22 protein-coding genes are annotated in these 22,798 nt (G+C 52.5%); 21 read left to right on the top strand and 1 reads right to left on the bottom strand.

Annotated elements, in window-relative coordinates; genetic code table 11:
- The first annotated feature begins 176 nt into the window (after positions 1 to 176).
- The 15 genes from ACN0VL_RS04660 to ACN0VL_RS04590 all read left to right on the top strand — a co-directional run bounded on the left by ACN0VL_RS04660 (position 177) and on the right by ACN0VL_RS04590 (position 14,928).
- Entirely contained in the window at positions 177 to 1,493 is a 1,317-nt protein-coding gene (locus ACN0VL_RS04660; RefSeq protein ID WP_417614972.1) for a L,D-transpeptidase family protein, read from the top strand.
- A 585-nt stretch (positions 1,494 to 2,078) separates the two neighbouring features.
- On the top strand, positions 2,079 to 2,279 hold the full coding sequence (locus tag ACN0VL_RS04655) for a Flp family type IVb pilin (RefSeq protein ID WP_417614970.1): 201 nt from the start codon (positions 2,079 to 2,081) through the stop codon (positions 2,277 to 2,279).
- Between the two features lie 82 nt (positions 2,280 to 2,361).
- A complete protein-coding gene (locus tag ACN0VL_RS04650) occupies positions 2,362 to 2,880 on the top strand; it encodes an A24 family peptidase (protein WP_417614968.1) in 519 nt (172 codons plus the stop codon).
- Between the two features lie 96 nt (positions 2,881 to 2,976).
- A complete protein-coding gene (locus tag ACN0VL_RS04645; RefSeq protein WP_417614966.1) occupies positions 2,977 to 4,212 on the top strand; it encodes an AAA family ATPase in 1,236 nt (411 codons plus the stop codon).
- 101 nt (positions 4,213 to 4,313) lie between these two features.
- A complete protein-coding gene (cpaB, locus tag ACN0VL_RS04640) occupies positions 4,314 to 5,129 on the top strand; it encodes a Flp pilus assembly protein CpaB (protein WP_417614964.1) in 816 nt (271 codons plus the stop codon).
- A 35-nt stretch (positions 5,130 to 5,164) separates the two neighbouring features.
- On the top strand, positions 5,165 to 6,571 hold the full coding sequence (locus tag ACN0VL_RS04635) for a type II and III secretion system protein family protein (RefSeq protein ID WP_417614962.1): 1,407 nt from the start codon (positions 5,165 to 5,167) through the stop codon (positions 6,569 to 6,571).
- A gap of 54 nt (positions 6,572 to 6,625) precedes the next feature.
- Positions 6,626 to 6,895, top strand: a complete 270-nt coding sequence (locus ACN0VL_RS04630; RefSeq protein WP_417614961.1) for an addiction module component — start codon at positions 6,626 to 6,628, stop codon at positions 6,893 to 6,895.
- A gap of 17 nt (positions 6,896 to 6,912) precedes the next feature.
- Complete coding sequence (locus tag ACN0VL_RS04625; RefSeq protein ID WP_417614959.1) at positions 6,913 to 8,313, top strand: pilus assembly protein TadG-related protein; 1,401 nt, start codon at positions 6,913 to 6,915, stop codon at positions 8,311 to 8,313.
- A complete protein-coding gene (locus ACN0VL_RS04620) occupies positions 8,310 to 8,786 on the top strand; it encodes a TadE family protein (RefSeq protein WP_417614957.1) in 477 nt (158 codons plus the stop codon). The genes ACN0VL_RS04625 and ACN0VL_RS04620 overlap by 4 nt, the downstream gene beginning before the upstream one ends.
- Complete coding sequence (locus tag ACN0VL_RS04615) at positions 8,786 to 9,277, top strand: TadE/TadG family type IV pilus assembly protein (RefSeq protein WP_417614955.1); 492 nt, start codon at positions 8,786 to 8,788, stop codon at positions 9,275 to 9,277. Before ACN0VL_RS04620 ends, ACN0VL_RS04615 begins: the two co-directional genes overlap by 1 nt.
- Positions 9,278 to 9,290: 13 nt before the next feature.
- Positions 9,291 to 10,499 carry an AAA family ATPase gene (locus tag ACN0VL_RS04610; RefSeq protein WP_417614953.1) on the top strand — a complete coding sequence of 403 codons (1,209 nt, stop codon included), beginning with the start codon at positions 9,291 to 9,293 and terminating at the stop codon, positions 10,497 to 10,499.
- Between the two features lie 116 nt (positions 10,500 to 10,615).
- The gene (locus tag ACN0VL_RS04605; protein WP_417614952.1) at positions 10,616 to 11,923 is read left to right on the top strand and encodes a CpaF family protein; all 1,308 of its coding nucleotides are present in this window, start codon (positions 10,616 to 10,618) and stop codon (positions 11,921 to 11,923) included.
- Between the two features lie 11 nt (positions 11,924 to 11,934).
- The gene (locus tag ACN0VL_RS04600) at positions 11,935 to 12,909 is read left to right on the top strand and encodes a type II secretion system F family protein (RefSeq protein WP_417614951.1); all 975 of its coding nucleotides are present in this window, start codon (positions 11,935 to 11,937) and stop codon (positions 12,907 to 12,909) included.
- A gap of 49 nt (positions 12,910 to 12,958) precedes the next feature.
- Positions 12,959 to 13,858 carry a type II secretion system F family protein gene (locus ACN0VL_RS04595; protein WP_417614950.1) on the top strand — a complete coding sequence of 300 codons (900 nt, stop codon included), beginning with the start codon at positions 12,959 to 12,961 and terminating at the stop codon, positions 13,856 to 13,858.
- Positions 13,859 to 13,974: 116 nt separating this feature from the next.
- The gene (locus ACN0VL_RS04590) at positions 13,975 to 14,928 is read left to right on the top strand and encodes a tetratricopeptide repeat protein (protein WP_417614949.1); all 954 of its coding nucleotides are present in this window, start codon (positions 13,975 to 13,977) and stop codon (positions 14,926 to 14,928) included.
- A 92-nt stretch (positions 14,929 to 15,020) separates the two neighbouring features.
- Here ACN0VL_RS04590 and bioA read toward each other — a convergent pair whose 3' ends face one another.
- Positions 15,021 to 16,343: an adenosylmethionine--8-amino-7-oxononanoate transaminase gene (bioA, locus tag ACN0VL_RS04585; protein WP_417614948.1), complete on the bottom strand. Its 1,323-nt coding sequence runs from the start codon at positions 16,341 to 16,343 to the stop codon at positions 15,021 to 15,023.
- Positions 16,344 to 16,475: 132 nt separating this feature from the next.
- On the opposite strand from bioA, the gene bioB reads away from it, so the two are divergent.
- The 6 genes from bioB to ACN0VL_RS04555 all read left to right on the top strand — a co-directional run bounded on the left by bioB (position 16,476) and on the right by ACN0VL_RS04555 (position 22,768).
- Positions 16,476 to 17,507: a biotin synthase BioB gene (gene bioB, locus ACN0VL_RS04580; protein WP_417614947.1), complete on the top strand. Its 1,032-nt coding sequence runs from the start codon at positions 16,476 to 16,478 to the stop codon at positions 17,505 to 17,507.
- Positions 17,508 to 17,744: 237 nt separating this feature from the next.
- Complete coding sequence (bioF, locus tag ACN0VL_RS04575) at positions 17,745 to 18,899, top strand: 8-amino-7-oxononanoate synthase (RefSeq protein ID WP_417614946.1); 1,155 nt, start codon at positions 17,745 to 17,747, stop codon at positions 18,897 to 18,899.
- 278 nt (positions 18,900 to 19,177) lie between these two features.
- Complete coding sequence (gene bioC / locus ACN0VL_RS04570; RefSeq protein ID WP_417614945.1) at positions 19,178 to 19,960, top strand: malonyl-ACP O-methyltransferase BioC; 783 nt, start codon at positions 19,178 to 19,180, stop codon at positions 19,958 to 19,960.
- Positions 19,953 to 20,636: a dethiobiotin synthase gene (gene bioD, locus ACN0VL_RS04565; RefSeq protein ID WP_417614944.1), complete on the top strand. Its 684-nt coding sequence runs from the start codon at positions 19,953 to 19,955 to the stop codon at positions 20,634 to 20,636. The genes bioC and bioD overlap by 8 nt, the downstream gene beginning before the upstream one ends.
- A gap of 72 nt (positions 20,637 to 20,708) precedes the next feature.
- Entirely contained in the window at positions 20,709 to 21,584 is an 876-nt protein-coding gene (htpX, locus tag ACN0VL_RS04560) for a protease HtpX (RefSeq protein WP_417614943.1), read from the top strand.
- 344 nt (positions 21,585 to 21,928) lie between these two features.
- The gene (locus ACN0VL_RS04555; RefSeq protein WP_417614942.1) at positions 21,929 to 22,768 is read left to right on the top strand and encodes a transcriptional regulator; all 840 of its coding nucleotides are present in this window, start codon (positions 21,929 to 21,931) and stop codon (positions 22,766 to 22,768) included.
- The last annotated feature ends 30 nt before the right edge of the window (positions 22,769 to 22,798 follow it).

Below are 22,798 nucleotides of genomic sequence, written 5' to 3'. Positions count from 1 at the left end.
CGTTTCCGTGCTTTCGACTACCTGCTTTATGTCTCACCTCGTACTTTACTCACCACCCTTTACCAGCTTCTTGCACTCTGGCTTCCAGAAAGCATGAAAAAACTCCCCATTTTTTTGTGCAAAAATTGACATCTCTACCATAATTAGTGTCGTAGAAGTCCCAAGGAGGGGAGCTGATGTGGCGTTTACTGGTGTTGCTACTGGTGATGATGTCGCCGTTACACGCCGCCGAACAATTGCGGTGGCATAACGGAAACAATGAATTGAGTGAAGCCGGCCAGCAACTGGTCGATTTGCTGTTGCCCGATCCCGACGCGCTGGCGGCCTTGTCGCCGGCCGAACGGGATGCCTGGCTTGGCCGGGAATGGCGCCAAGTATTGGCAGATCGGGCTCGCTTTGCCCAGTATGCCCTTGCTCCCGATCAAGGTGAGGCCGGTTTCGAGCAGGCGCTGCGCAGTGGCGAGCTGAGCGCCTATTTGCGCCGTCAGCAACCTGACTATCCCGGATACCGGCAACTCAAGCAGCATTACCATACTCTGAATCAAGTAAAAAACATCACACCCTTGCCCCCTGGTGGTGAAGTACGGCCCGGAGAGCGGGACAGAGCGATTCCCGCCCTGCGCCAGCGACTGACCGAGATGGGCTATGCACTGGCGGCGCCTCGAGGTCGTGCCGATGCCCTGGATCACAGCTTGAGTAGCATTCTCAAAGGGCTGCAACAGGCAAACGGCCTGGAGCCAAACGGCCGGCTCACCGCCGAAGTTCGTGTCATGCTGAACCGCTCGCCCGTTGAGTTGCGCACCGAGCTGCGCCATAACCTGCGTCGCTGGCTGCTACTGCCACCCACCGCGCCCGAGCAATATCTGCTGGTAAATATTCCCGCTTACCGACTGACACTGTTTAACTCAACAGGCCCGGCTCTGAATATGAAGGTCATCGTCGGGCGCCCCGACTGGCCCACCCCCGAACTGGGCACCTATATCAAGGCGCTCAAGGTCAACCCGGACTGGACCCCTACCGCCAATATTATTCGCGAAGATCTGCTGCCAGCTCAACGCCGCGACCGTGGCTTTTTGAGCCGCAACGGCTTCGGCGTCTGGTTGTCGAACGGCGGCGAGCGTCAGGATCCAGGCACCATAGATTGGCAGCAACCGCCGGCCGGCATGCGGCTGGTGCAGGCCCCCGGGCCCGACAATGCCCTGGGGCGTTTCAAATTCGAAATGAACAACCCCTTCAACATTTATTTGCATGACACCCCCGACAAACAGCTGTTTGGTGAATCACGCCGGGCCCTGAGCCACGGTTGTGTGCGCCTGGCCGAAGCGGGGGAGTTGGCCCAAAACCTCGGCTGGTCATTACCGGCATATCAACACACCCGTATCTTGCCAGCCAGCCAGCCGACGCCACTGTTTATGGTGTACTTTACCGCCTGGGTAGAGCAGGGGCGACTGGTGTTTGCCGAAGATATTTATCGTAAAAATCAGACTATATAAGCAATATTGTATAACTGATATAAATGTTGTGGCGAGTTTGCTTTGAAAGGTCAAAGACTTCTTTGCCACGATTCTTTACTATTTACTACGAGAAGCACCGAACCCAGGGATAAAATAATAGATAGTACGTTTTTTTGTAGTAAAAGTAGTGACAAGGTTTGGGGTTATGTCGTCATCTATTACATTCACTATCACCTTTTACGAATGGCTGCTGTTTATGTTTGTTTGATACTATAAATTCGAATGAATCCGGCATTGTTAACTACGAATCTATCTAAAAATTGCGATAATAAAGTAAGGTGTGAAATTTGAATAAAACCGGTTGGGTGTTTATAGTTAAGTTGTAGAAAGGAAGTGCGAGAAAACAAACAGTAAGTAAGGGTGGGGTCCAAGGATGCACTGGGCAGGTGTGATATTGTGATGTAATTGATCATGTAAGTTCGCTAACAAGGAGGTAAGCCAGATATATGTTTGATGGCCAGCAAGGTAGACAGATTCGATATGGTTCGATGATGATCTAAAGCTTTAATTAATGGTCGGGTTAACTTCGATCGAAAATATTCAAGATGGAACGAGGATATTATTATGTTGATTTTAAAAGAACTGAACCGCCTGTTGAATGATGAAGAAGGTTTGACTGTTGTAGAGTATGCTATCGCTGGTGGTGTTATTGCGGCGGGAGTTGTTGTTTTATTTACAACAATAGGTGGGCATGTGGATACTAAAATCACACAGCTAGAGCTAGAGTTACAGGATACTGCTGCTGCTGCTACTCCTGAAGATTAAAGGTTTAACTTAAAGATGGATAAGTAATATAAGGGCAGTGTCGCTGCCCTTTTTTAAACTGTGAATGTAATGTGGTGAAGCTATGGAACAGCTGCCCTTTTTGTTAGTTTTGATTATTGCTTGTTGGTTGGATCTGACTACTCATAAAATCCCCAACTGGCTCACTTTGCCTTTTATTCCTTTTGCTCTTCTTTATCATGCTCTATTCGGTCTGGGGTTGCTATTTTCTCTGGTTGGTTTGGGGCTGGCTTTTGGATTGCTCTTTCCCGCTTTTATGCTGCGCTTTTTAGCGGGTGGAGATGTCAAGTTGGTGCTGGTGCTTGGTGCCTGGCTTGGGTGGCAACTGTTGCTCGAGTCTCTGCTTTACGGCCTGATGTTTGGCCTGCCGTTGACCCTGATATTGGGTTGGCAACGGGTGGGCTGGCAGGGAGTTAAACAAACTTGTGTGCGTTATGGCTATGTACTAGGCACTCGAAAATATATGGGCCCGCTGCAAGGCGAGCTAGCTGGGCTCAAGGTGCCCTATGGTCCCGCGCTGGCGCTGGGTGCCATGTTGGCAATGGTGCTGAATCACTTCGATCTTATTACTCTGATTAGTTAGATTTAGCAGCGGATAAGGTGTTGGCTGTGCTCTCAGCCGGTCGACTGAAGTTGCCCCTATAATAGATGTACGGATTAGCTTAAGGAGGTTACACGGATGTACCTGCCCAAACCGAAAACGCTGGAAGAAACCGGTCTTTCTCGCGAACTGCTGCTACGGCTGACTCAACGCCACCTGCAGGAAGAAGGCACACTGTCGCTGCCATCCCTGAGCGATCGACTCTGTCTGCGTGGCAGCGTGGTCGAGCCGTTGCTGCAAGAGCTGAAATTACTGCAGCTGGTGGAGGTTCGCGCCTCGGGCCGGGCTGGCGATGTAATTCGCTATGCGCTTACCGCCAAGGGGCAACATGAAGCCGAGGAATTGAGATCCCGCGATGGCTATATAGGCCCCGCTCCCATTCCGTTGGAGGCCTACAATAAGCTGGTGTTAAGCCAGGCGCTGGGAGATCGCAGCATTTGCCGCGATCGACTCGAGCAGGCGTTGAGCGATATGGTTATTAGCCCCGAACTGGTCAATATTCTGGGGCCGGCGCTGAATTCCCGCCGGCCTTTGTTGATCTACGGCCATGCGGGTACAGGCAAGAGCTTTCTGTGCCATCGTTTCAATAAAATCTTCGACGAAATGATTTACGTTCCCCATGCCATCGCGGTGCAGAATACCATTATTCCGCTGTTCGATCCGCTCTATCACTGGCGGACCGAATCGCAAAGTGAAGACATGGATAATCGCTATGTTCCTTGCCAGCGCCCACTGGTGATGGTCGGCGGCGAGCTGAAGCTGAATATGCTGGAAGTGCACTTCGACCGGCAATCCCGGCAATACAGCGCCCCCCTGCAGATGAAAGCCAATAACGGTGTATTTCTTATCGACGATTTAGGACGGCAGAGTTTTTCTGCCGATGAGTTGTTCAACCGTTGGATAGTGCCAATGGAAGAGCGAAAAGACTTCTTGTCGTTGCCTAACGGCTTGCATTTCGATATTCCATTCGAACAGATTCTGGTGTTCTCTACCAACCTGGATCCGGAAACCATCGCCGATGAAGCTTTTTTACGCCGCCTGGGTTACAAGATTGAATTGCAGGCCATGGCAGAAGAGTTATATAAAAAAATCTGGATGATGAATCTGGATAGATATCAACTAATGGCCGATGAAAAGCTGTTTAATTTTATGGTCAATGATTTGCATAAAAATAGTGGCAAAACACTTATTGCCTGTTATCCACGGGATATATTGGGGATTTCTCGGGATATCATGCATTTTAATGGTCAGGCCGGTGAGCCACTTGATGAAGCAACTTTGAAAAAAGCTTGGAACATGTATTGCGTGCACTGACTATACTTATTTTATTGTTCATCACCACCTATTGGTGACTTGTCTATGGTTGTTGGTTAAAACAGGTTGTTGCTAAAAATAATAAACCTAAGGATGGGGTTATGAAAATACGAACCGTAATACTGTTGTTTTTGTCGATAATATTCGGCTTGGGTGCCGCCTGGATGGCCAATAACTGGCTTGAACAGCAAAGCGCTGCCAATGCCCGACAGGCGGAACAGGCCGGTAGCGAGCTGGTCCAGGTAGTGGTAGCGGCGGTGGACTTGTCCCCTGGCGTACAGCTCGACCCCATTCATGTTCTGTTCAAGCAGATAGACTCCCGCCTTGTGCCTCCCGGTGCCATCAACACGCTTGAACAAACCCAGGGCATGGTGACGAAGAACAACCTTTATAAAGGAGACGTCTTGCGCAAAGAGCGACTCACACCTATCGGGCAGGGTAGCACCCTCTCTGTGCTGCTGGAGCCGGGCATGCGGGCGGTCACCGTAAGGGTAAACGACGTCATTGGGGTGGCGGGCTTTTTGTTACCCGGCAACAGAGTGGACATTCTGTTCACCGAGGGTGATATAACCCGCACCGTGCTTACAAAACTCAAGGTGCTGGCGGTGGATCAAACCCAGCATACCGATGAAAACCGCCCCAAGCTGGTGCGCGCCGTCACCCTGGAGGTAGATCCATATCAAGCCGAAAAGCTGGTGAACGCCAGCTCCAATGGTCGCATTCAATTGGCACTTCGCAACCCTAACGACGAGCTGGATTTGGACGGCGAGGACGAGATAGTGGCTGCAATTCTGCCTGAGCCGACCTCACCGGTGGCAGCAGAGTCAGCGGCGTCGCAGTCCCATAATCGCCCACGTCAGTCGTCGGTAGACCTGATCAAGGGCACCACTCAGCAGCAAATTCCGGTAAAAAGCTGAAGATAATAAAAACAAGCTTTCACATTGAGGTGGCTATGAAAGAACTAATAAACACAATGTTATGCGCTGTGCTGTTGCTGTCGCCAGGGCTGGTGTGGGCCGGTGGCAGCCTGCAACAGGCAGGGAATGAAGTGCAGTTACCCATTCACAAGTCCCGTTCATTGATGCTGGACAGACCCGCCAGCCGGGTGTCGGTGGGCAACCCCGCCATTGCCGATGTTTTAGTGTTGCAAGACCGGGAGCTGTATCTGGTGGGCAAGTCGCTCGGCCATACCAATCTCATGGTGTGGGACATGAACGATGGTTTGATGAAGGTTTACGACATCGAGGTCAGCCACGATTTGCAGGGACTGAAAGAACGGCTCTATCGTTTTTTGCCCAATGAACCCATTCAGATTCATACCTCTCAGGGGCAACTGGTGATGAGTGGCGAGGTATCGAACCTGGATAAACTCAATGCCGCCTATGAACTGGGACGAGGCTATGTGACCGCCGCCGAAGGAGGCATTGCCCGCTCCGAGGTGATGAACATGATGAGCGTGGGCGGTGGCCAGCAGGTGATGCTGGAAGTCACCGTGGCCGAGGTGGCGAGAGATACATCGCGTACTTGGGACTCAGCCTTTGGCTTAAGCCTGCGTGGAGGGAGCTTCTCTCTGCTACGCGATAACGTAAACGAGCTGGCTGTTTTTGGAACCAACACCTTGCTGGGTAACTGGACCAGTAAAAATAATATCTTTCAGGTAGCGCTGGATCTGGCCAAGACTCGCGGCCTGGCTCGAGTGCTGGCAGAGCCGCGCATTACCGCCATCAGCGGTCAGTCGGCCGAGTTCCTCTCCGGTGGTGAATTTCCGGTGCCGGTACCCACCGAAGATGGTTTGGCCGTCGAGTTCAAGGAGTTTGGGGTGGGGCTCAAGTTTACACCCGTGGTGCTGAGCAGCGGCAAGATCAACCTTAACCTTAACGTATCTGTCAGCGAACCGACTTCTGTTGGTACCGCAAACACTGGCAACGTGTTTGGTGACATTACTGCCCTTAGCAAGCGCAGTGCCGGTACCACAGTTGAGCTGGGTGATGGTCAGACCATAGGTATTGCCGGCCTGCTGAGTGAAAGTACCCGAGAGGCGGTCAGTCAGCTGCCTTTTGCCGGTGATATCCCGGTTTTGGGTAACCTGTTTACCAGTCGCAGTTACGTCAAGGGCGAGTCCGAGCTGGTGATCATGGTGACGCCTCGTCTGGTACGTCCGTTCGACAAACAGCAGGTGACGCTACCCACTGATGGCTTCATCGAACCTAACGATATGGAGTTTTATCTGCTGGGTAAAATGTCGCTGCGCAACCGCGCAGGTGATCACACCCCGTTGGCACAGCCCTCCGGCAATACTGGTATGAACTCCGCAGTGACCGAAGGTGGCATGGAGCAGACCTATGGCCAGTCGCTTTAGTAGAGATGACCGGTATGACCGGCACAAAGAGTCGGGTTTAACAGGAGAAAAGCGATGAACAAAACATTACTTATGCTGCTGGCCAGCGGCGCGCTCGCTGGCTGTGCCAGCGAACGTCACTATAACTTTGCCATGGGTGACAGCGTACAGGAGCTGGATGAGCTGCAGATTATGGACCCGGAGGCGGGTATGCGTAACGACGGCAAAATAGCGGCTCTTACCCTGAATGGTGAATACGGAGTATCGCTGCACGACAAATACGTGAAAGGGGCTGAAGCCCCCAGTGAGGGGAAAACCCAGGTTACCCTCAATTTCGGCGATTGATGTAGAGGAGAGTTAAGATGAAAGCGTTATCGCACCGTAAGCAACAGAAAGGCGCCGTGCTCGTTTTGGTGACGATATCGCTCTTCGTCCTGCTGGCATTCACGGCTCTGGCTCTGGATGGGGGCTATTTGTTGCTTAATAAAAATCGAGTACAGGATGCGGTTGATTCGGCCGCCTTGAGTGGAGCCAAGACACTGAACCTGATTGATAAAGCAGCAAGCACTCACGACAAGGCCCGAGATGCAGTGGAAGACACATTAAGAGCCATTCTTACCGGACCTGGGTTTAAACAGGTAAATGTTGATCTGAATAATCTGGCAACACAATTGGATGTGGAGTTTTCCATAGACCCAGTGCCTTTCAGTCCAACAACGGATTCTTCTGCTAAAGCGATTCGGGTTCGCCTTAATACGGTACCCGTAGATCAGTTTTTATCACAACTATTGGTAGACACCTGGCAGGTCAGGGCCTCAGCAGTAGCGGCAACCGCCGCAGACAAAACAAAAGAGCAGATCATACCGTTGCTGATGTGTGCCGAAAAAACGAATATGAATTCAATTGAATCTGGTGATTTTGGTTTCAATACGACCAAGCGGGATGGCTCTGGTAATCCCGGAGACATCATTGTTATAAAAAGAGCTGCTCAGGGAGACAACCCAGTTGGACCCGGTAACTTCTTGGGGCTGGACTTCAAATGTTATGACAACGATCCTGATGCAAATTGTACATCTGATCCAAACGGAGGTGGTGGTAGTCTTTACAAAGACGCACTTTCCGGCAAGTTGTTTGTAAACTCTCAGGTAAGTGCTGGTGATACCATTACCACACTTCCCGGAAATAAGGTAGGGCCTACGGAAGGCGGTCTGAATACCCGGTTCAATATCTACGATGATGATATGAAAAAAAATAAGCCGACGGGGGATGTCGGCAGTGGTGATCCTGCGTATTACCCTGATTGCAAGCTGCCAAGCCATCTGGTAGATAATGACAATAAGACTAACGGAGTTGTTTTTGATAAAAGTGATTTTACTTCCATATCTGAAGATGGATCTGGAAGTTTGATCCTTTCTGATTCAAATGATAAATATGCAAGCTTAGAAAAATATAAAGATTACGCTGGTAAAAGTAAGAATAGTTATGATTTCTGTGATGATGAAAGAAGAGTTGTAAAAGTCCCTGTTGCCGACTGTAGTAACTCCCTTAATAAAAAACCGTGTACTGGTAACTGTAACTTTGAAGTGTTGGGGATCAGTTGTTTATTCCTGAATCAGGAAGTTACCACTCATAATGGAGCTAAAGGTAAAACACAATATGTAGTAGCAGAGAAAATCCAGTGTGGTCCAAATAACAGTGGCCTCTACGGTGGGGGTTCCGAGCGAATAGTATTGTTTGATGATACAGACAGTGGAGACTCATGATGAAAAACATCAGAAGGTCCTCTCGCCAGAAGGGTATTGCCATTGTTGAGGCAACGATAGTTTTACCTATTATGCTGTTGCTCATGCTGTCTATTGGCGAGTTTGGACGAATGATTTATCAATACCACATAATGACCAAAGCGGTCAGAGCCGGCACGCATCATCTTGGCCCGGAAAACTGGCATAATGACGACTTTGAAAGGCCCATGATGGAAGACAAGATCAAAAATCTCATTGTCTACGGTAATGATATTTCTGGTACTAACACTGTTTTGCCAGGGTTTACCACCTCAAATATTTCAATAAGCTATCAGGAAATCCCTGCGGGAAGCACTTACATTTACATGCTGATAGATGCGAGTTACGACTGGGAACCGGTATTTGGTAGTAAATTCAATACATTCTTTGGTAATGTAATCGATCTGTCTTTTCCTCTTGAAACCAGTATTACTTCAAGGATGATGACAAACTGATGGATATTAAACCTGAAAAAAAAAGAGCTTTTAAAAAGCAGCAAGGGACTACCACAGTTGAATTTTCTATTGTGGCAGCAGTTATTTTTATTGTGCTTTTTGCTGTGATGGAATTTGGACGGTTGATATACAATTGGGCCATGTTGAACGAGTCGTCACGGCAGGCCGTAAGAATGGCAGCTGTCTGTATGCCGGATGAGCGGCAGGCCGTGGCTGATGATGTAGCAGCAAGGCTGGATATCGCTATGGGTAGTTTCAACGGTTCCAACATAAATATCAGGTACCTGACAGACGGTATGGCAACCGTAAGCAATCCTCAAACCAATTTGAACGCTATTCGCTATGTTCAGGCTAGCATTGTAAATTATACCTTTCAGCCTATTTTACCCTTGCCTACGAACCTGGCTATTCAGTCACCTGACTTTACCACTACTCTGAGAGCAGAGAGCTTGGGGCGGACGACAAGTGGTGATATACCTTGCTTTCCCTGATTTGGAGTGATTTATGACAGACGCCAAAAATGTAGAACTAGAAAGCGTTTCAACACCCCGTCTGATATTGGCCTGTCCGTTGCAAATCAGCGTGATAGATCCGGGCGGTCAAATATGGCCAAAGTTGCAGGATCAGCTCCAGTCCAGCCAGTTGCAGCTGCGGCGTCTATCCGAACAGGATACGCTGCCCAAGTCGGGCCGGCAGGTATTGTTGTTGGTGGATCATCCCATGATTGCCACTGTTTTTGATGAGCTGGAACGCCGGTCGGCGCAGTCTCTGCCGGTTATTGTAGTGGGCGACCCCAGCCATATCGGCCTGATGCGCCGTTCAATGCGGCTGGGGGCGGTTGACTTCTTGCCCTTCGACTATCAGCCGACAGAGTTGTGGTCGGCATTAACCCGGGTGGCGGACAAGCTGGCGGCCAGTGCCCAGTTGGCGCCGGTGACCGTGGTGGTCAATGGCAAGCCCGGATCTGGCGCCAGTTTTATCTGTGCCAACCTGGGGTATGCGCTGAGTCAGACTGAAGATGAAGACAAGGTGTTACTGGTTGATGCCAACCTGCATTATGGATCCCTGGCAGATTACCTGAATGTTCACGACAAACAGGGCAGCCTGGCCAGCGGCATTGAAAGAGCCACGGAAATGGATGCCATGGCGCTGGCAGGTATGGTCAGCCCGGCACGGGAGCGGCTCGATGTGCTGCCATCGGTGCCACCGGCGTTAACCGAACACTATGTGCCGACGGCCAAAAGCTGTTCCCAGCTGATGTACCTGTTGCGCAGCCAGTACCAGCAGGTAGTAGTAGACTTGTCCCGAGGGCCCGAGAGCTGGAATTTACCGGTTCTGGAATGTGCCGACCATATACTGGTGGTCATGCAGCAGTCGTTGTCTGCGCTGCGTGAAACCATGTATCTGCTAAAACGGCTCCGGCAAGAGCTGGGCATACCGAAAAGCAGAATTATTCTGGTCATAAACCGTTACGACAAGAAAAAGGATCTCTCGTTAAAGAAAATAGAACACACCACCGAGATCACGCAGATTCTGACGCTGCTTAATGACTTTACCTTGGCAGAAAACTGTACCGACCTGGGCAAGCTGGTGGTGGAAATAGAAAAAAAACATAAGTTGGTCAAGGTGTTCGAAGATATGGTCGGAGAGATGACTCCGCAGGATACGCCACAGACGACAAAGCCGGGCTTGCTGAAAAGGTGGCTTGGTTAGCACTGAATAACGGGTTTGATCAGCATTAATAGCTGATGTGACCAGCACAGAATAGCTGTTCGGAGTAGCACTGAATGACAGAGCCGAACGGCACCGAACAATATTGGGGGTCAAGGATGAACCTGGAAGATTATATACTTAACGGTGAGGAAGAAAGCCACAAACATCGTCTGCATGGCAAGCTGATGGATATGCTGGACTTGCCTATGTTACAGACCACTTCTCGCGAGCAGGCCAGCGAGCAGATTGAACGCCTGTGCTTCAAGATAATGCAAGACTCGCCCACCCCCTTGTCGGTGGACTCCCGGCACAAGATAGTGCGGCAGCTGCTTGATGAAATACTGGGCCATGGCCCGCTCGAGCCCTTGCTGGCCGACCCCAGTATTGCCGATATTATGGTCAACGGCGCCAAACACATTTATGTAGAACGCAGCGGGCGTATAGAGCGGGTGCCGCTTACCTTTAATGATGATGCGCATCTAATGGGGGTGATAGAGCGCATTGTCTCCAGCGTGGGCCGCCGCATCGATGAGCTATCGCCTATGGTGGATGCCCGTTTGAAAGATGGCTCTAGGGTGAACGCCATTATTCCGCCGCTGGCGTTAAACGGCCCCGTACTTTCCATACGTCGCTTTACGGTCGAAAAACTGTCAGTAGATACCCTAATCGACTTTGGTACCATTACCTCGGCGGTAGCCGAGGTAATGGAGGCTGTGGTCAAGGGCAAACTCAATATTATTATCTCCGGTGGTACTGGAACCGGTAAAACCACCTTTCTTAACATACTGTCCGGCTTTATTCCCTCCAATCAGCGCATTATCACGGTGGAAGACTCCGCCGAGCTGCAGCTGCAACAGCCTCATGTGGTGCAGCTGGAAAGCCGGCCTGCCAATATCGAGGGCCGGGGCGAAGTGGCCATGCGTGACCTGATGAAAAATACCCTGCGAATGCGCCCCGACCGCATTGTAGTGGGGGAGGTGCGTGGTGCCGAGGCCTTCGACATGCTCACCGCCATGAACACTGGCCACGAAGGTTCCCTCACCACCATTCATGCGAACACCCCGCGTGATGCCCTGGGTAGACTCGAAAACATGGTGGCCATGACTGGCTTCGATATGCCGATAAAAAACATTCGGGCTCAGGTGGCGTCGGCGCTGGATCTGATCATTCAATTGGAGCGGCAAGAAGACGGTAAACGTCGCATGGTCAGCATGCAGGAGGTGCACGGCATGGAAGGTGAAACCATTACCCTGTCGGAAATCTTTACCTTCGAGCGCACCGGTATCGACGCCGACGGCAACGTGCTGGGGCGCCATCGTCCAACCGGTGTCATGCCCAACTTCTACGATCGCCTAGCGCGGCGGGGCATGGTATTGCCACGTAGCCTGTTTGGTGATGATGGTTTACACCGAGACATTTTTTAGCGGGAGGTCTTATGACCAGTAATACCCTTATCTTTCTGGCACTGGTGGGGCTGGCGGTGGTGTTTTTAAGCCTGGCCATGTTTGTGCCGGTAACGCAGCCCAAGCTGAATCGTTCTGCCCTGCTCAAGCGTCGGCTGGCGGCGCTGGAGGTGGAAAACCGGGCTCAGCAACAGGTGTCTATCTATCGTACCAAGCGACTGGATGCGCTTTCGCCGTTACTGAGGCGGCTGGAAACTTCGGGACTTTTGGAACGGGTGGCCTTTGCTCTGGAGCTGGCCGGCTCGCGGCTTTATGCCTATCAGCTGGTACTTTTGGTCGTCGTCGTGAGTCTGCTATTGGCGGTGTTGAGTTGGTGGCTATGGCACGGTTGGTTCATGGTACTGATGGCACTGTTATTACCCGCCTTGGCCGTGCATTTTAAACTCAAACGTAATTATTATCAGCGGTTGTCGCTCTATGAGCAACAGTTGCCCGAGGCGCTGGATATCATGAAGCGGGGTTTGCAAGCGGGTTATTCCTTTGCCGACACCATCAAGTTGATCAGCGAGCAGATGCCCAACCCGCTGGGCCGGGAATTTGCCCTGGTATTTGCCGATATCAACTACCGAAAAGACATTCGCAAGGCCATGACCGGGCTGCTGGAGCGGGTGCCTAGTGTGTCTAACATGGCCTTGATCAGCGCGGTGCAGGTGCAGCGAGAAACCGGTGGTAACCTGGTGGAAAACATCGACAAGCTGACGGTTATTATCCGTGACCGTTTCAAGTTCAACCGTCAGCTGAAAACCCTGTCTGCCGAGGGGCGTATGTCGGGTTGGATATTGGTATTGCTCCCTTTCGCCTTGTTTGCAGTGATGTATGTGACTACCCCGGATTATATCACCGAGTTGGTGACAACCAAGGAAGGGCGTCAGCTGCTTATTTATGGTGGCATCGCCATGATGTTGGGCATCTGGTGGATCAGCCACATTATCAAGATCGAGGTGTAACATGACAGAGTTGACTGAGTTGTTTAACGCGAACTTGTCGGACCCTCGAATGCGTCAGTGGTTGCTGATCGGCGGAGTGATGCTGTCGGTGATGACCCTTTTCTGGGCGGTGGCACTGGTGGCGAGCGGGGTGACCAGTCCCCATCGTCGGCGGCTGAATCAGATGCAGCAGCAGGTGGAGGGTCAGCTGCAAGACAGTCTGGAGCAGAGGCTGGTATTGGCCAAAAACGGCGGGCCCGGTACTTTTAGTGGACATCGGATTCGTACCCTGTTGGTGCATGCCGGCTATCAGAAAAACGCCGCCTATCGGGTGTTCTGCGGCATACGACTGCTGACGGTGCTCTTGTCTGTGCTGATTGCGCTGGTGATCATGCTGACCAGCACGTCGCTTGCTTACAGCGTCATCCTGTTGGTACTACTGGGGGTGTCCTATGTGGCCTATGTGCTGCCGGTATTTGTATTGGAGCGTGTGGCTGACAGGCGTGTGACACAGCTAAAAATGGCGATGCCGGATGCATTGGATTTATTGGTAGTGTGTACCGAGGCTGGCATGGGCTTTAATGCAGCCCTGCAGCGGGTGGCGCGGGAAATCACCCTTAACCATGCAGAACTGGCCGAAGAGCTGGGGCTGATTTCCGCAAAGTTGCGAGCGGGGCTGAGCATGAAGCAGGCATTTGACGAGTTTATTTTGCGTACCGGGCTGGAAGACTTTCGTGGCCTGAACGTGGCCATTAACCAGTGCATTCAGCTGGGTACCAGTATTGCCGAAACCCTGCGTACCTATGCCGATGAATACCGTATCAAGCGCAAGCAGGAGGCGGAAGAAATGGCGGCCAAAATCGGCACCAAGATGATTTTTCCGTTGGTATTTTTCATTTGGCCGTCCTTTTTTATCGTGGCCATAGGCCCCGCCTTGCTCAAGGTGTTCAAGGTGTTCGGCAGCATGTGATTGCTGTCATCATGGGCTGAGGCTGGCTAAATAAACGAGGTGGGCCAATATGGCTACCCTTAAGGAGTAGGCTTGGTTATGCTGTTTTGACCACGGACTGGTTTAGGGATCTAATAATGAATAACAAGAATACAATTGCGTTAGTCATCATGCTGCTGTTAAGTGGCTGTGCCAGTACCAATAATACGGACAATAGTGGGCTGCTGGGAACCAAGTCCCCCGGCTCTGGGGTGATCAAACCGACCAATGCGAGCGAGGCCAGTATGCTGATCGCCCAGTCTCAGGCATCGGGTAATATAGACTCCATGATTTATGCCAATCGTCAGGCGCTGGAATTTAATCAGTTTAACAAGGCAGAGGTTTACCTTAATATCGCCAGGCTGGAACAACAGCGCAACAATAACAGCCAGGCTGAAGAGGCTTATCGGCAGGCCATGGTTAGCGATAGCAAACGATTGGAGCTGAAAGAAGCACTGGCGTTATTGCTGGTGGACATGAAACGTCATCAGGAAGCCGAAGCCCTGCTGCAGGAAGTAGTAGCGGCCGACCAGTCTCGGCTCAAGGCGCCGGCGGGGGGGCCAGAAACCTGTGTTACCGATAATGAGTCACCCTGGCGCAGCTACAACGGGCTAGGCTTGCTGGCAGACATACTGGAGCAGGGCGAGCAGGCTCGCCACTATTACCAGTGCGCGCTTAAAATACAGCCGGGTCTGGCCATGTTGCATACCAACCTGGGCTTTTCCTATTATCTGGAAGGTGAGTACCCTCAGGCCGAGCGGGCGTTAACTCGAGCGGTGAATCAGGATCCGCAATACCAACGAGCCTGGAGCAACCTGGGGCTGCTGTATTATCGCTGGGGTCGCAAGTCCGAAGCTCTGGCGGCATTGCAAAAAAATGGCTCTCCGGCTGAAGCGTTCAACGATTTGGGCTACATCGCGCTAATGGAAGGCGCGGCTGAAGAGGCCGCCAGCCTATTTCAGCGCGCCATCGATGCGTCGCCCCGTTATTACCCCAAGGCGGTGGCCAACCTGAGTCAGGCCAAAGCCCTGTCGGCGGTGAGCAAACGCTGAAAAAGAAAGCCGTATGTTATACGCTATACGAAAAATCGGTGTGTGCCTTTAGCGTATGGCGTACAGCGCCAAACGTACCGCGTGTTTACCCTTCACCTTTTACTCTCCCCATACTCCTCACAAACAAGCAGCATCGCTCGTGTAAGCTGACTCAGCTGCTCGGGGGTAATAATGTAAGGCGGCATTACATACAGTAGCTTGCCAAAGGGGCGGATCCACACGCCTAACTCCACCAGCTGTTGCTGCACGCTCGCCACATCCACCGGCCGATGTAACTCAATCACACCGATCCCGCCCAAAACTCGTACATCCGCTACTGCCGGCAATTCGGCTGCCGGGGCCAGCTCTTGGGTTAACTGACGTTCAATGGCCTCAACTCGCGCCTGCCAGGGCGAGCTTAACAGCAAGTTCAGGGAGGCCAGGGCCACGGCGCAGGCTAGCGGATTGGCCATAAAGGTGGGGCCGTGCATCAGCACCCCGGCGGGGCCGTTACAAATGGTGTTGGCCACCTGCTGGGTGGTAATGGTGGCCGCCATCGTCATGTAGCCGCCGGTGAGCGCTTTGCCAATGCACATGATGTCCGGCGCAATATCGGCCCACTCACAGGCAAACAGCTTGCCGGTACGACCAAAGCCGGTGGCAATTTCATCCACAATCAACAACACCTCATATTGGCTGCACAAGGCGCGGGCCCCTTTAAGGTATTCCGGGTGATAAAAACACATGCCACCGGCGCCTTGTACTATGGGCTCCAGCACCAGCGCCGCCAGCTCGTGATGGCGCTCGGCCAACAGCTGCGCCAGAGGCTGCAAGTCTTGGGGATTCCAATCTCCGCCAAAGCGGCTTTGGGGGCTTTCTATAAACACATGCTCGGGCAAAAAGCCTTTATACAGGCTGTGCATGCCGCCGTTGGGGTCACACACGCTCATGGCACCAAAGGTGTCGCCGTGATACCCCTTGTTCAGGGCGGCAAACAGAGTTTTGGGGGTGCCTTTGCCATGCCAGTATTGAATGGCCATTTTCAGCGCTACTTCCACCGACACCGACCCCGAGTCGGCCAAAAAGAAGCGATCCAGCCCCACGGGTAAAATCTCGGTGAGGGCGCGACACAGGTTAATGGCCGGATCGTGGGTCAGGCCGCCAAACATCACATGAGACATGTTCGTTAGCTGCTGGTTAACCGCGGCATTCAGCTCGGGCACATTGTAACCGTGCAAACAGGCCCACCAGGATGACATGCCATCAATCAGCTGCCTGCCATCGGCCAGGTGCAAATAGACCCCTTCGGCCCGTTCCACCGTATAGCAAGGCAAAGGCTGGGTGAGAGAAGTATAGGGGTGCCACAGATGCTGCAGATCGAACTCGGCATTGGTTAAGGCGACGGGGGCAAGGCTATTAGTAGAAGGGTTGCTCATAAAGTAATCAGTCGTAAACGTATGGTTGTGTTTGTTGTTGACAGGCTACCATTGGCGCTTACACTAGCCAACAAAAATACTGCCGAACTATTGCCGTGAAACCATCACTGCTAACAAGAAAGGAAGCAGGCCATGAGCCAATCCCACTGGAGCCGTGAGCAAGTGCTCGCACTGTTTGACCGACCGCTATTCGATTTGCTGTTTGAAGCCCAGCAAGTGCACCGTGCCCACTTTGACGCCAACGAAGTGCAGGTAAGCACCTTGTTGTCCATTAAAACCGGCGCCTGCCCCGAAGACTGCAAGTATTGTCCGCAAAGTGCCCGTTACAACACCGGCCTTGAAACCGAACGCCTGATGGAAATGGAAAAAGTGCTCGAGCGCGCCAAAGAGGCCAAAGCCAATGGCTCCAGCCGGTTTTGCATGGGCGCCGCCTGGCGCAACCCCAAAGAGCGCGATATGCCGTACTTGGAAAAAATGGTGCAGGAAGTGAAGTCCCTGGGGCTGGAAACCTGCATGACCCTGGGCATGCTCGATGACAAGCAGGCCGAACGGCTGGCCGACGCCGGGCTGGATTATTACAACCACAACCTGGACACCAGCCCCGAATATTACGGCGACATCATTACCACCCGTACCTATGCCGATCGTCTGAATACCCTGGAGAACGTGCGTAATTCCGGCATGAAAGTGTGCTCCGGCGGTATTGTGGGCCTGGGTGAAAGCCCGGAAGACAGAGCCGGCCTGTTGCAGGCACTGGCCAACCTGCCACGGCAGCCGGAAAGCGTGCCCATCAATATGCTGGTGAAGGTAAAAGGCACGCCGATGGAAAATCAGGAAGACCTGGACGATTTCGACTTTATTCGCACCATAGCCGTGGCCCGCATTCTGATGCCCAAGAGTCATGTGCGGTTATCCGCGGGGCGCGAAAAAATGAACGATCAAATGCAAGCCATGTGTTTTATGGCCGGTGCCAACTCCATCTTTTATGGCTGCAAGCTGCTCACTACCCCCAACCCGGATGAAAACAGCGACATGCAACTGTTCAAGCGCCTGGGGATACGCCCCAGCGGCGTGAGCCAAAAGCCCGATGAAATGGCCGAAATAAAGCTGCACGAACAAATCGCCGCCCAGAATGAGCCCAAACCGCTTTATTACGAAGCTTAAACATTAAAAACCTCTTGCCACGGAATCCACGGAACCCACAGAAAAATTAACCTGTTCTAAGAGCGAAAAGTACCGAGAACTTATTGGTAAAAGCAAGGCCTGGCGCCTGATGCCGTTGTAGTTAAGAGCTTGCAAATAAAATACTTTTCCGAGCTTATCTTGATTTTTCCGTGTTCTTCCGTGTATTCCGTGGCAAAAATAGGTTTAGGTCTGGTTCGTTATTATTAAGGTAAAAATATGCCCTTTAATTTGAGCCTGGCCGAACGTGATGCAGCGGGCCTTAAGCGCAGCTTGCCGGTCATAGACCGGGTGAGTGGCCGGCAGCTTTTCAGCCACGGCAAGACCTATCTCAACTTTGCCGGTAACGACTATTTAGGCTTGAGCCAGGCGCCCGAGCTGATCACCGCCAGTGATGCGGCCGCCCGTGAATTCGGAGTGGGTGCGGTGGCGTCGCCGCTGGTGGTGGGGCACCAGGCGGTTCACCGGCAGCTGGAAGCCGAACTGACCGATTGGCTGGGGCTGGAAGCGGTCATGTTGTTCAGCTCGGGCTTTTCTGCCAATCAGGCGGTGATTAAAGCCTTGCTCGGCAAAGAGCACAGCCTGTGGCAAGACAGGCTCAATCATGCCTCGTTGCAGGAAGCCGGCCTGTTAAGCCCGGCACGCATGCAGCGCTTTGCCCATAACGACATGGCCGTGTTGGCTGGCAAGCTCAAGCCGCACAGCGGGCTAATAGTCTCGGAAGGTGTGTTCAGCATGGACGGCGACCAGGGTGACTGGCATGGCTTAACCCGGCTTGCCGGGCAAAGCGGCAACTGGCTGATGATCGACGATGCCCATGGCCTGGGGGTGTTGGGCACCCAGGGCTGTGGCACCTTGAGCGAGCAAGGCATAGCGTCGCACAAGGTACAGATCACCATGGGCACCTTTGGCAAGGCACTGGGCGTGAGTGGTGCCTTTATTGGCGGCAGTCGGGCGTTAATTGATTATTTGCACAATCATGCCCGCAGCTATGTTTACAGCACCCATTTGCCCCCGCCCCAGGCCGCCGCCATTCTGGCCGCCGTGCGTCTGGTGCAGCAAGCGGATGACCAGCGTGAACAATTACAGCAGCGCATTGCCCAGTTTCGCCATGGCACAGCGCAACTGCCGTTTAGCCTGTTGCCTTCAAATACCGCCATTCAGCCCCTTTTAGTGGGTGACGAGCAAGCCACGCTGCAACTGGCCGCCCAACTGCGCGAACAGGGCTGCTGGGTGGGGGCAATTCGACCCCCGACCGTGCCCAAAGGCTCGGCCCGGCTGCGCATTACCTTAAGTGCCGCCCACACTGCCGCCGATATCACCGCCTTGCTGACGGCCCTGGAAAAGGCCATTAAACACAGCCGTAAGCGGTAAGTTAAAGACAGGCACCGCGCAGTTTTTTGTAGCCCGGCGCTTTAGCTGCCGGTCCTGCGTTAGCAGGATGATTTTAAACATATTTTTTGCCACGGAATCCACGGAAACCACGGACGAAGAGCAATAATACAAGGGAACAGGGATCAGGTAATGGTGACTTGTTGAGGCGTTGCCCAACATCTTGAGTTTTTGATCTTAATCTTGATTTTTCCGTGGGGTCCGTGGATTCCGTGGCGAGAAAGTCTTTAAGCATTAATACGAGTTAGGCGATATTACTTATGCCCCTGAATCTATCACCAACCAGCGCTATACCGATAGACAAGCAAAAAGTGGCCAGTGCCTTTGGCCGCGCCGCACACAGCTACGAGCAGCATAATGAACTGCAGCGGCGCAGTGGCAACGCCTTGCTGGAGTACCTGCCCGAGCAGGTGGCAGTGGGGCTGGATTTAGGCTGTGGCAGCGGCTGGTTTGTGCCGGCACTCAAACAAAAGGCCGAGCAGCTGCTGGCGCTGGACTTGTCGCCCGCCATGCTGCAACAGGCACAGCATAAAGCCGATATCCTGCCCATTTGTGCCGACATGGATACCCAACCCCTGGCCGAACAGAGCCTGGACTGGATTTTTGCCAACCTGTGTCTGCAATGGAGTGCCAACCCGGCGGCCTGGCTGGCCAACTGGAGCAAGCGGCTGAAGCCCGGCGGTGTGCTGGTGTTTGCCACCCTGGTCGATGGCAGCCTGTTTGAACTGGCCGAGTGCTGGCAGCAGCAGGGGCAAGCCAGTCCCATCAATCCTTTTATTGGCTACAGTAAGCTGGAGCAACACCTTGACGCGACCGGACGGCGCTGGCAATGCCGGCCCGCCACCGAGCAGCTTGAGTATGCCAACTTAAAGGCGCTCTTGCTTGATTTGAAAGGCATAGGCGCCAATCGCGTTAATCACGCGCGCCGCACCGGCCTGATGGGCAAACAGACCTGGCAGCAACTTAATTTAACCTATCCTGTAAATAACCAAGGCCACTGTGTGGCGACTTATCGGCTGGCATATGGAGTGATTTATGGCTAACACCTTTTTTGTTACCGGCACCGACACCGAAGTAGGCAAAACCCTGGTCACCCGGGCTCTCATGCAGGCCGCGAGTGAAGCGGGACGAAAAGTCCTGGGCTACAAGCCGGTGGCATCGGGCTGTGAGCTGATCGACGGCGAATTGAAAAACAGCGATGCCTTAACCCTGCAAGCCAATTCTTCCATTGTCTTGCCCTATGCCATGCACAACCCCTATGCCTTTGCCCCCGCCATTGCCCCCCACATAGCGGCGGCACAGGCTAACGAACCCATCAACATGGCGCACATTGGCGAGGGGCTGGCCCGACTCAAGGAAACCGCCGCCGACTGGATTTTTGTTGAAGGCGCGGGGGGCTGGCGCCTGCCTATTAACGAGCAGCAATATTTATCCGACTGGGTAAAAAAAGAGCACCTGCCGGTGATCCTGGTGGTGGGGGCGCGACTGGGCTGCATCAACCATGCCTTGCTTACCCTCGATGCCATCCGTCACGACGGTCTGGTGGTGGCTGGTTGGGTGCTGAATCAGGTGGATCCCGACATGAGCCACTATCAGGCCAATGCCGACGCCCTGAAACAGCGCATCAAGGCGCCGTTTTTAGGCGAGATCCCCTGGTTGGGGGACGAGGCCAGTGACAGCGTGCATAACTTTATTGATATTGCGCCGCTCATAAAATAATTCATAATCAACCTCTTGAATTTCGTTCAAGCAGACATATTATGTCTGCAGACATTTTGATTAAGGAAGACTATGAAACGCATTCTGTTGTTTATCGCTACCAACCTGGCCGTGGTACTGGTACTGGGCGTGGTGTTGAACATTGTGTTTTCGGTGTTGGGCATCAACCGTAGCAGCGTAGGCGGCTTGTTGGTGTTCTGTGCCGTGTTTGGTTTTGGTGGCGCCTTTATCTCGCTGCTTATTTCCAAATGGATGGCCAAACGCGCCTATAACGTACAGGTTATCGAACAGCCCCGTAACGAAATGGAGCACTGGTTGCTATCCACAGTGACTCGTCAGGCACAACAGGCGGGTATCGGCATGCCGGAAGTGGGCATTTACGACTCACCCGAGATGAACGCCTTTGCCACCGGTGCCAGCCGTAACAGCTCGCTGGTGGCAGTATCCAGCGGCCTGATGTACAGCATGAGCCGCGACGAAGCCGAAGCCGTATTGGCTCACGAAGTAAGCCACATTGCCAACGGTGACATGGTCACCATGACCTTGCTGCAAGGGGTGGTGAACACCTTTGTCATGTTCTTCGCCCGTATGGTGGCCAACCTGATCAGCAGCGTGCTTAGCAACGACGAAGAGGAAGAAGGCGGCGGCATGGGCGGCATTGCCTACTTCGCCACCGTCATGGTGCTGGAGCTGGTGTTTGGCATTCTCGCTTCCATTATCGTGATGTGGTTTAGCCGCTTGCGCGAATACCGTGCCGACGAAGGCGCGGCCCGTCTGGTCGGCAAAGAGAAAATGATATCCGCCCTGCAGCGACTGGGCCAGGGCCCACAAGCCGAACTGGAAGGCTCGTTGGCCGCCTTTGGTATTAACGGCAGAGGCAAGAGCGAATTGTTCATGAGCCACCCACCACTGGAAAAGCGCATTCAAAGCCTGCGCGAACTGCGCTAAGCCGCCTATTGCACTTGTACAGAGCAATCACTCTGTAGTTTGGTTGTTAGCCCCAGCATGCTGGGGCTTTTTTTTAACTTCAAAAGTAATCCACCTCACTCCTCACTCCTCACTTTCCGTAGAGATTCATTTCCTGGTCTGCAGAGTTATTGCAACGGAGCTCAAAAATAACGGATTTAAAAGAAGTCGAGCGGCAGAATAAAAAACAATAAAACCCGAATATTGCAGGATATTACCCGGTAATCACTGTTTGCTTTTATGGTTAAAAAACAAATAAATTTGAATAAAAAGAGTTTGTTGTTTTAAATGGAAGCAATAGGTCAACCTTAACGCGACACGAGAACATGATAAAAACTCGTCCTGAACGCCGATATTGGCTAATCGAGCTCATTGCCAACTGGGAAGGCCGCGTAATTTGTAGCCATCTGCAGCACTTTTTTCAGCTTGGGCGTCAACAAGCCAGCAAGGATATAAATCAATATTTGCAGATGCACGCCAATAATTTATTTTATTGTGCCACTGCCAAAGGATATTTGCCGACCAAGCAATTTACCCCTGCCTTCATTTCCGGTGATGTGGCCGAATATCTTGACTGGATCAGCGGGCAAAGCGCTCATCTGCCGCCAGCAGACAACAAGTATCAGCTGGCGCATGCCATTCTTGTTCCACCCAGCCGCAACGTTAGCCCCCATATCATGCGTCCGCTCGTTCATGCCATGCGCCAGGAAGAGCGGTTAGAAGTCGACTATGGTGCCGTAAGTAATCCTGATAACAGCGGGCGCATTATTGTGCCGATTCGCTTCGTGAACACTGGCCGTCGCTGGCACCTGCGCGCCTGGTGTGAAAAAGCCCAGGACTATCGTGACTTTGTGCTGAGCAGGTTACACGGCGAACCCAGCCCAGAGGGCAAGAGCCTTGGCGCATTACCAGTTGATACCGCGTGGCAAACGCATATTACCTTGCGTTTACAGCCGGATCCCCGCTTAAGCGAGGCGCAGCAAGCCGCTCTTATTCACGACTACAGTATGCAAAACGGTGAATTACAGCTCAGCACCCGAGCCGCACTCGCGCATTATTTATTACAAGAAATGCAGGTCAATATCAAAATGCTAGACGGCAACCCCGCCGCCCAACAATTAATTCTAGTCAATCAAGACGAAATAAAGCCCTGGTTGTTTACTTGACCCACAACAACATGTCGCCTCAGGCTACAT

This window comes from Oceanisphaera sp., assembly GCF_048268965.1.
Taxonomy (GTDB): Bacteria; Pseudomonadota; Gammaproteobacteria; order Enterobacterales; family Aeromonadaceae; genus Oceanimonas.
The sequence above is the reverse complement of the archived record's forward strand: the minus strand, read 5'-3'. Positions and strand labels throughout refer to the sequence as shown.

Bases quoted from the DNA above. Each gene is read 5' to 3' on its own strand.
- ACN0VL_RS04660 (WP_417614972.1), top strand. From the start codon at position 177: ATGTGGCGTTTACTGGTGTTGCTACTGGTGATGATGTCGCCGTTACAC.
- ACN0VL_RS04655 (WP_417614970.1), top strand. From the start codon at position 2,079: ATGTTGATTTTAAAAGAACTGAACCGCCTGTTGAATGATGAAGAAGGT.
- ACN0VL_RS04650 (WP_417614968.1), top strand. From the start codon at position 2,362: ATGGAACAGCTGCCCTTTTTGTTAGTTTTGATTATTGCTTGTTGGTTG.
- ACN0VL_RS04645 (WP_417614966.1), top strand. From the start codon at position 2,977: ATGTACCTGCCCAAACCGAAAACGCTGGAAGAAACCGGTCTTTCTCGC.
- cpaB (WP_417614964.1), top strand. From the start codon at position 4,314: ATGAAAATACGAACCGTAATACTGTTGTTTTTGTCGATAATATTCGGC.
- ACN0VL_RS04635 (WP_417614962.1), top strand. From the start codon at position 5,165: ATGAAAGAACTAATAAACACAATGTTATGCGCTGTGCTGTTGCTGTCG.
- ACN0VL_RS04630 (WP_417614961.1), top strand. From the start codon at position 6,626: ATGAACAAAACATTACTTATGCTGCTGGCCAGCGGCGCGCTCGCTGGC.
- ACN0VL_RS04625 (WP_417614959.1), top strand. From the start codon at position 6,913: ATGAAAGCGTTATCGCACCGTAAGCAACAGAAAGGCGCCGTGCTCGTT.
- ACN0VL_RS04620 (WP_417614957.1), top strand. From the start codon at position 8,310: ATGATGAAAAACATCAGAAGGTCCTCTCGCCAGAAGGGTATTGCCATT.
- ACN0VL_RS04615 (WP_417614955.1), top strand. From the start codon at position 8,786: ATGGATATTAAACCTGAAAAAAAAAGAGCTTTTAAAAAGCAGCAAGGG.
- ACN0VL_RS04610 (WP_417614953.1), top strand. From the start codon at position 9,291: ATGACAGACGCCAAAAATGTAGAACTAGAAAGCGTTTCAACACCCCGT.
- ACN0VL_RS04605 (WP_417614952.1), top strand. From the start codon at position 10,616: ATGAACCTGGAAGATTATATACTTAACGGTGAGGAAGAAAGCCACAAA.
- ACN0VL_RS04600 (WP_417614951.1), top strand. From the start codon at position 11,935: ATGACCAGTAATACCCTTATCTTTCTGGCACTGGTGGGGCTGGCGGTG.
- ACN0VL_RS04595 (WP_417614950.1), top strand. From the start codon at position 12,959: ATGCGTCAGTGGTTGCTGATCGGCGGAGTGATGCTGTCGGTGATGACC.
- ACN0VL_RS04590 (WP_417614949.1), top strand. From the start codon at position 13,975: ATGAATAACAAGAATACAATTGCGTTAGTCATCATGCTGCTGTTAAGT.
- bioA (WP_417614948.1), bottom strand. From the start codon at position 16,343: ATGAGCAACCCTTCTACTAATAGCCTTGCCCCCGTCGCCTTAACCAAT.
- bioB (WP_417614947.1), top strand. From the start codon at position 16,476: ATGAGCCAATCCCACTGGAGCCGTGAGCAAGTGCTCGCACTGTTTGAC.
- bioF (WP_417614946.1), top strand. From the start codon at position 17,745: ATGCCCTTTAATTTGAGCCTGGCCGAACGTGATGCAGCGGGCCTTAAG.
- bioC (WP_417614945.1), top strand. From the start codon at position 19,178: ATGCCCCTGAATCTATCACCAACCAGCGCTATACCGATAGACAAGCAA.
- bioD (WP_417614944.1), top strand. From the start codon at position 19,953: ATGGCTAACACCTTTTTTGTTACCGGCACCGACACCGAAGTAGGCAAA.
- htpX (WP_417614943.1), top strand. From the start codon at position 20,709: ATGAAACGCATTCTGTTGTTTATCGCTACCAACCTGGCCGTGGTACTG.
- ACN0VL_RS04555 (WP_417614942.1), top strand. From the start codon at position 21,929: ATGATAAAAACTCGTCCTGAACGCCGATATTGGCTAATCGAGCTCATT.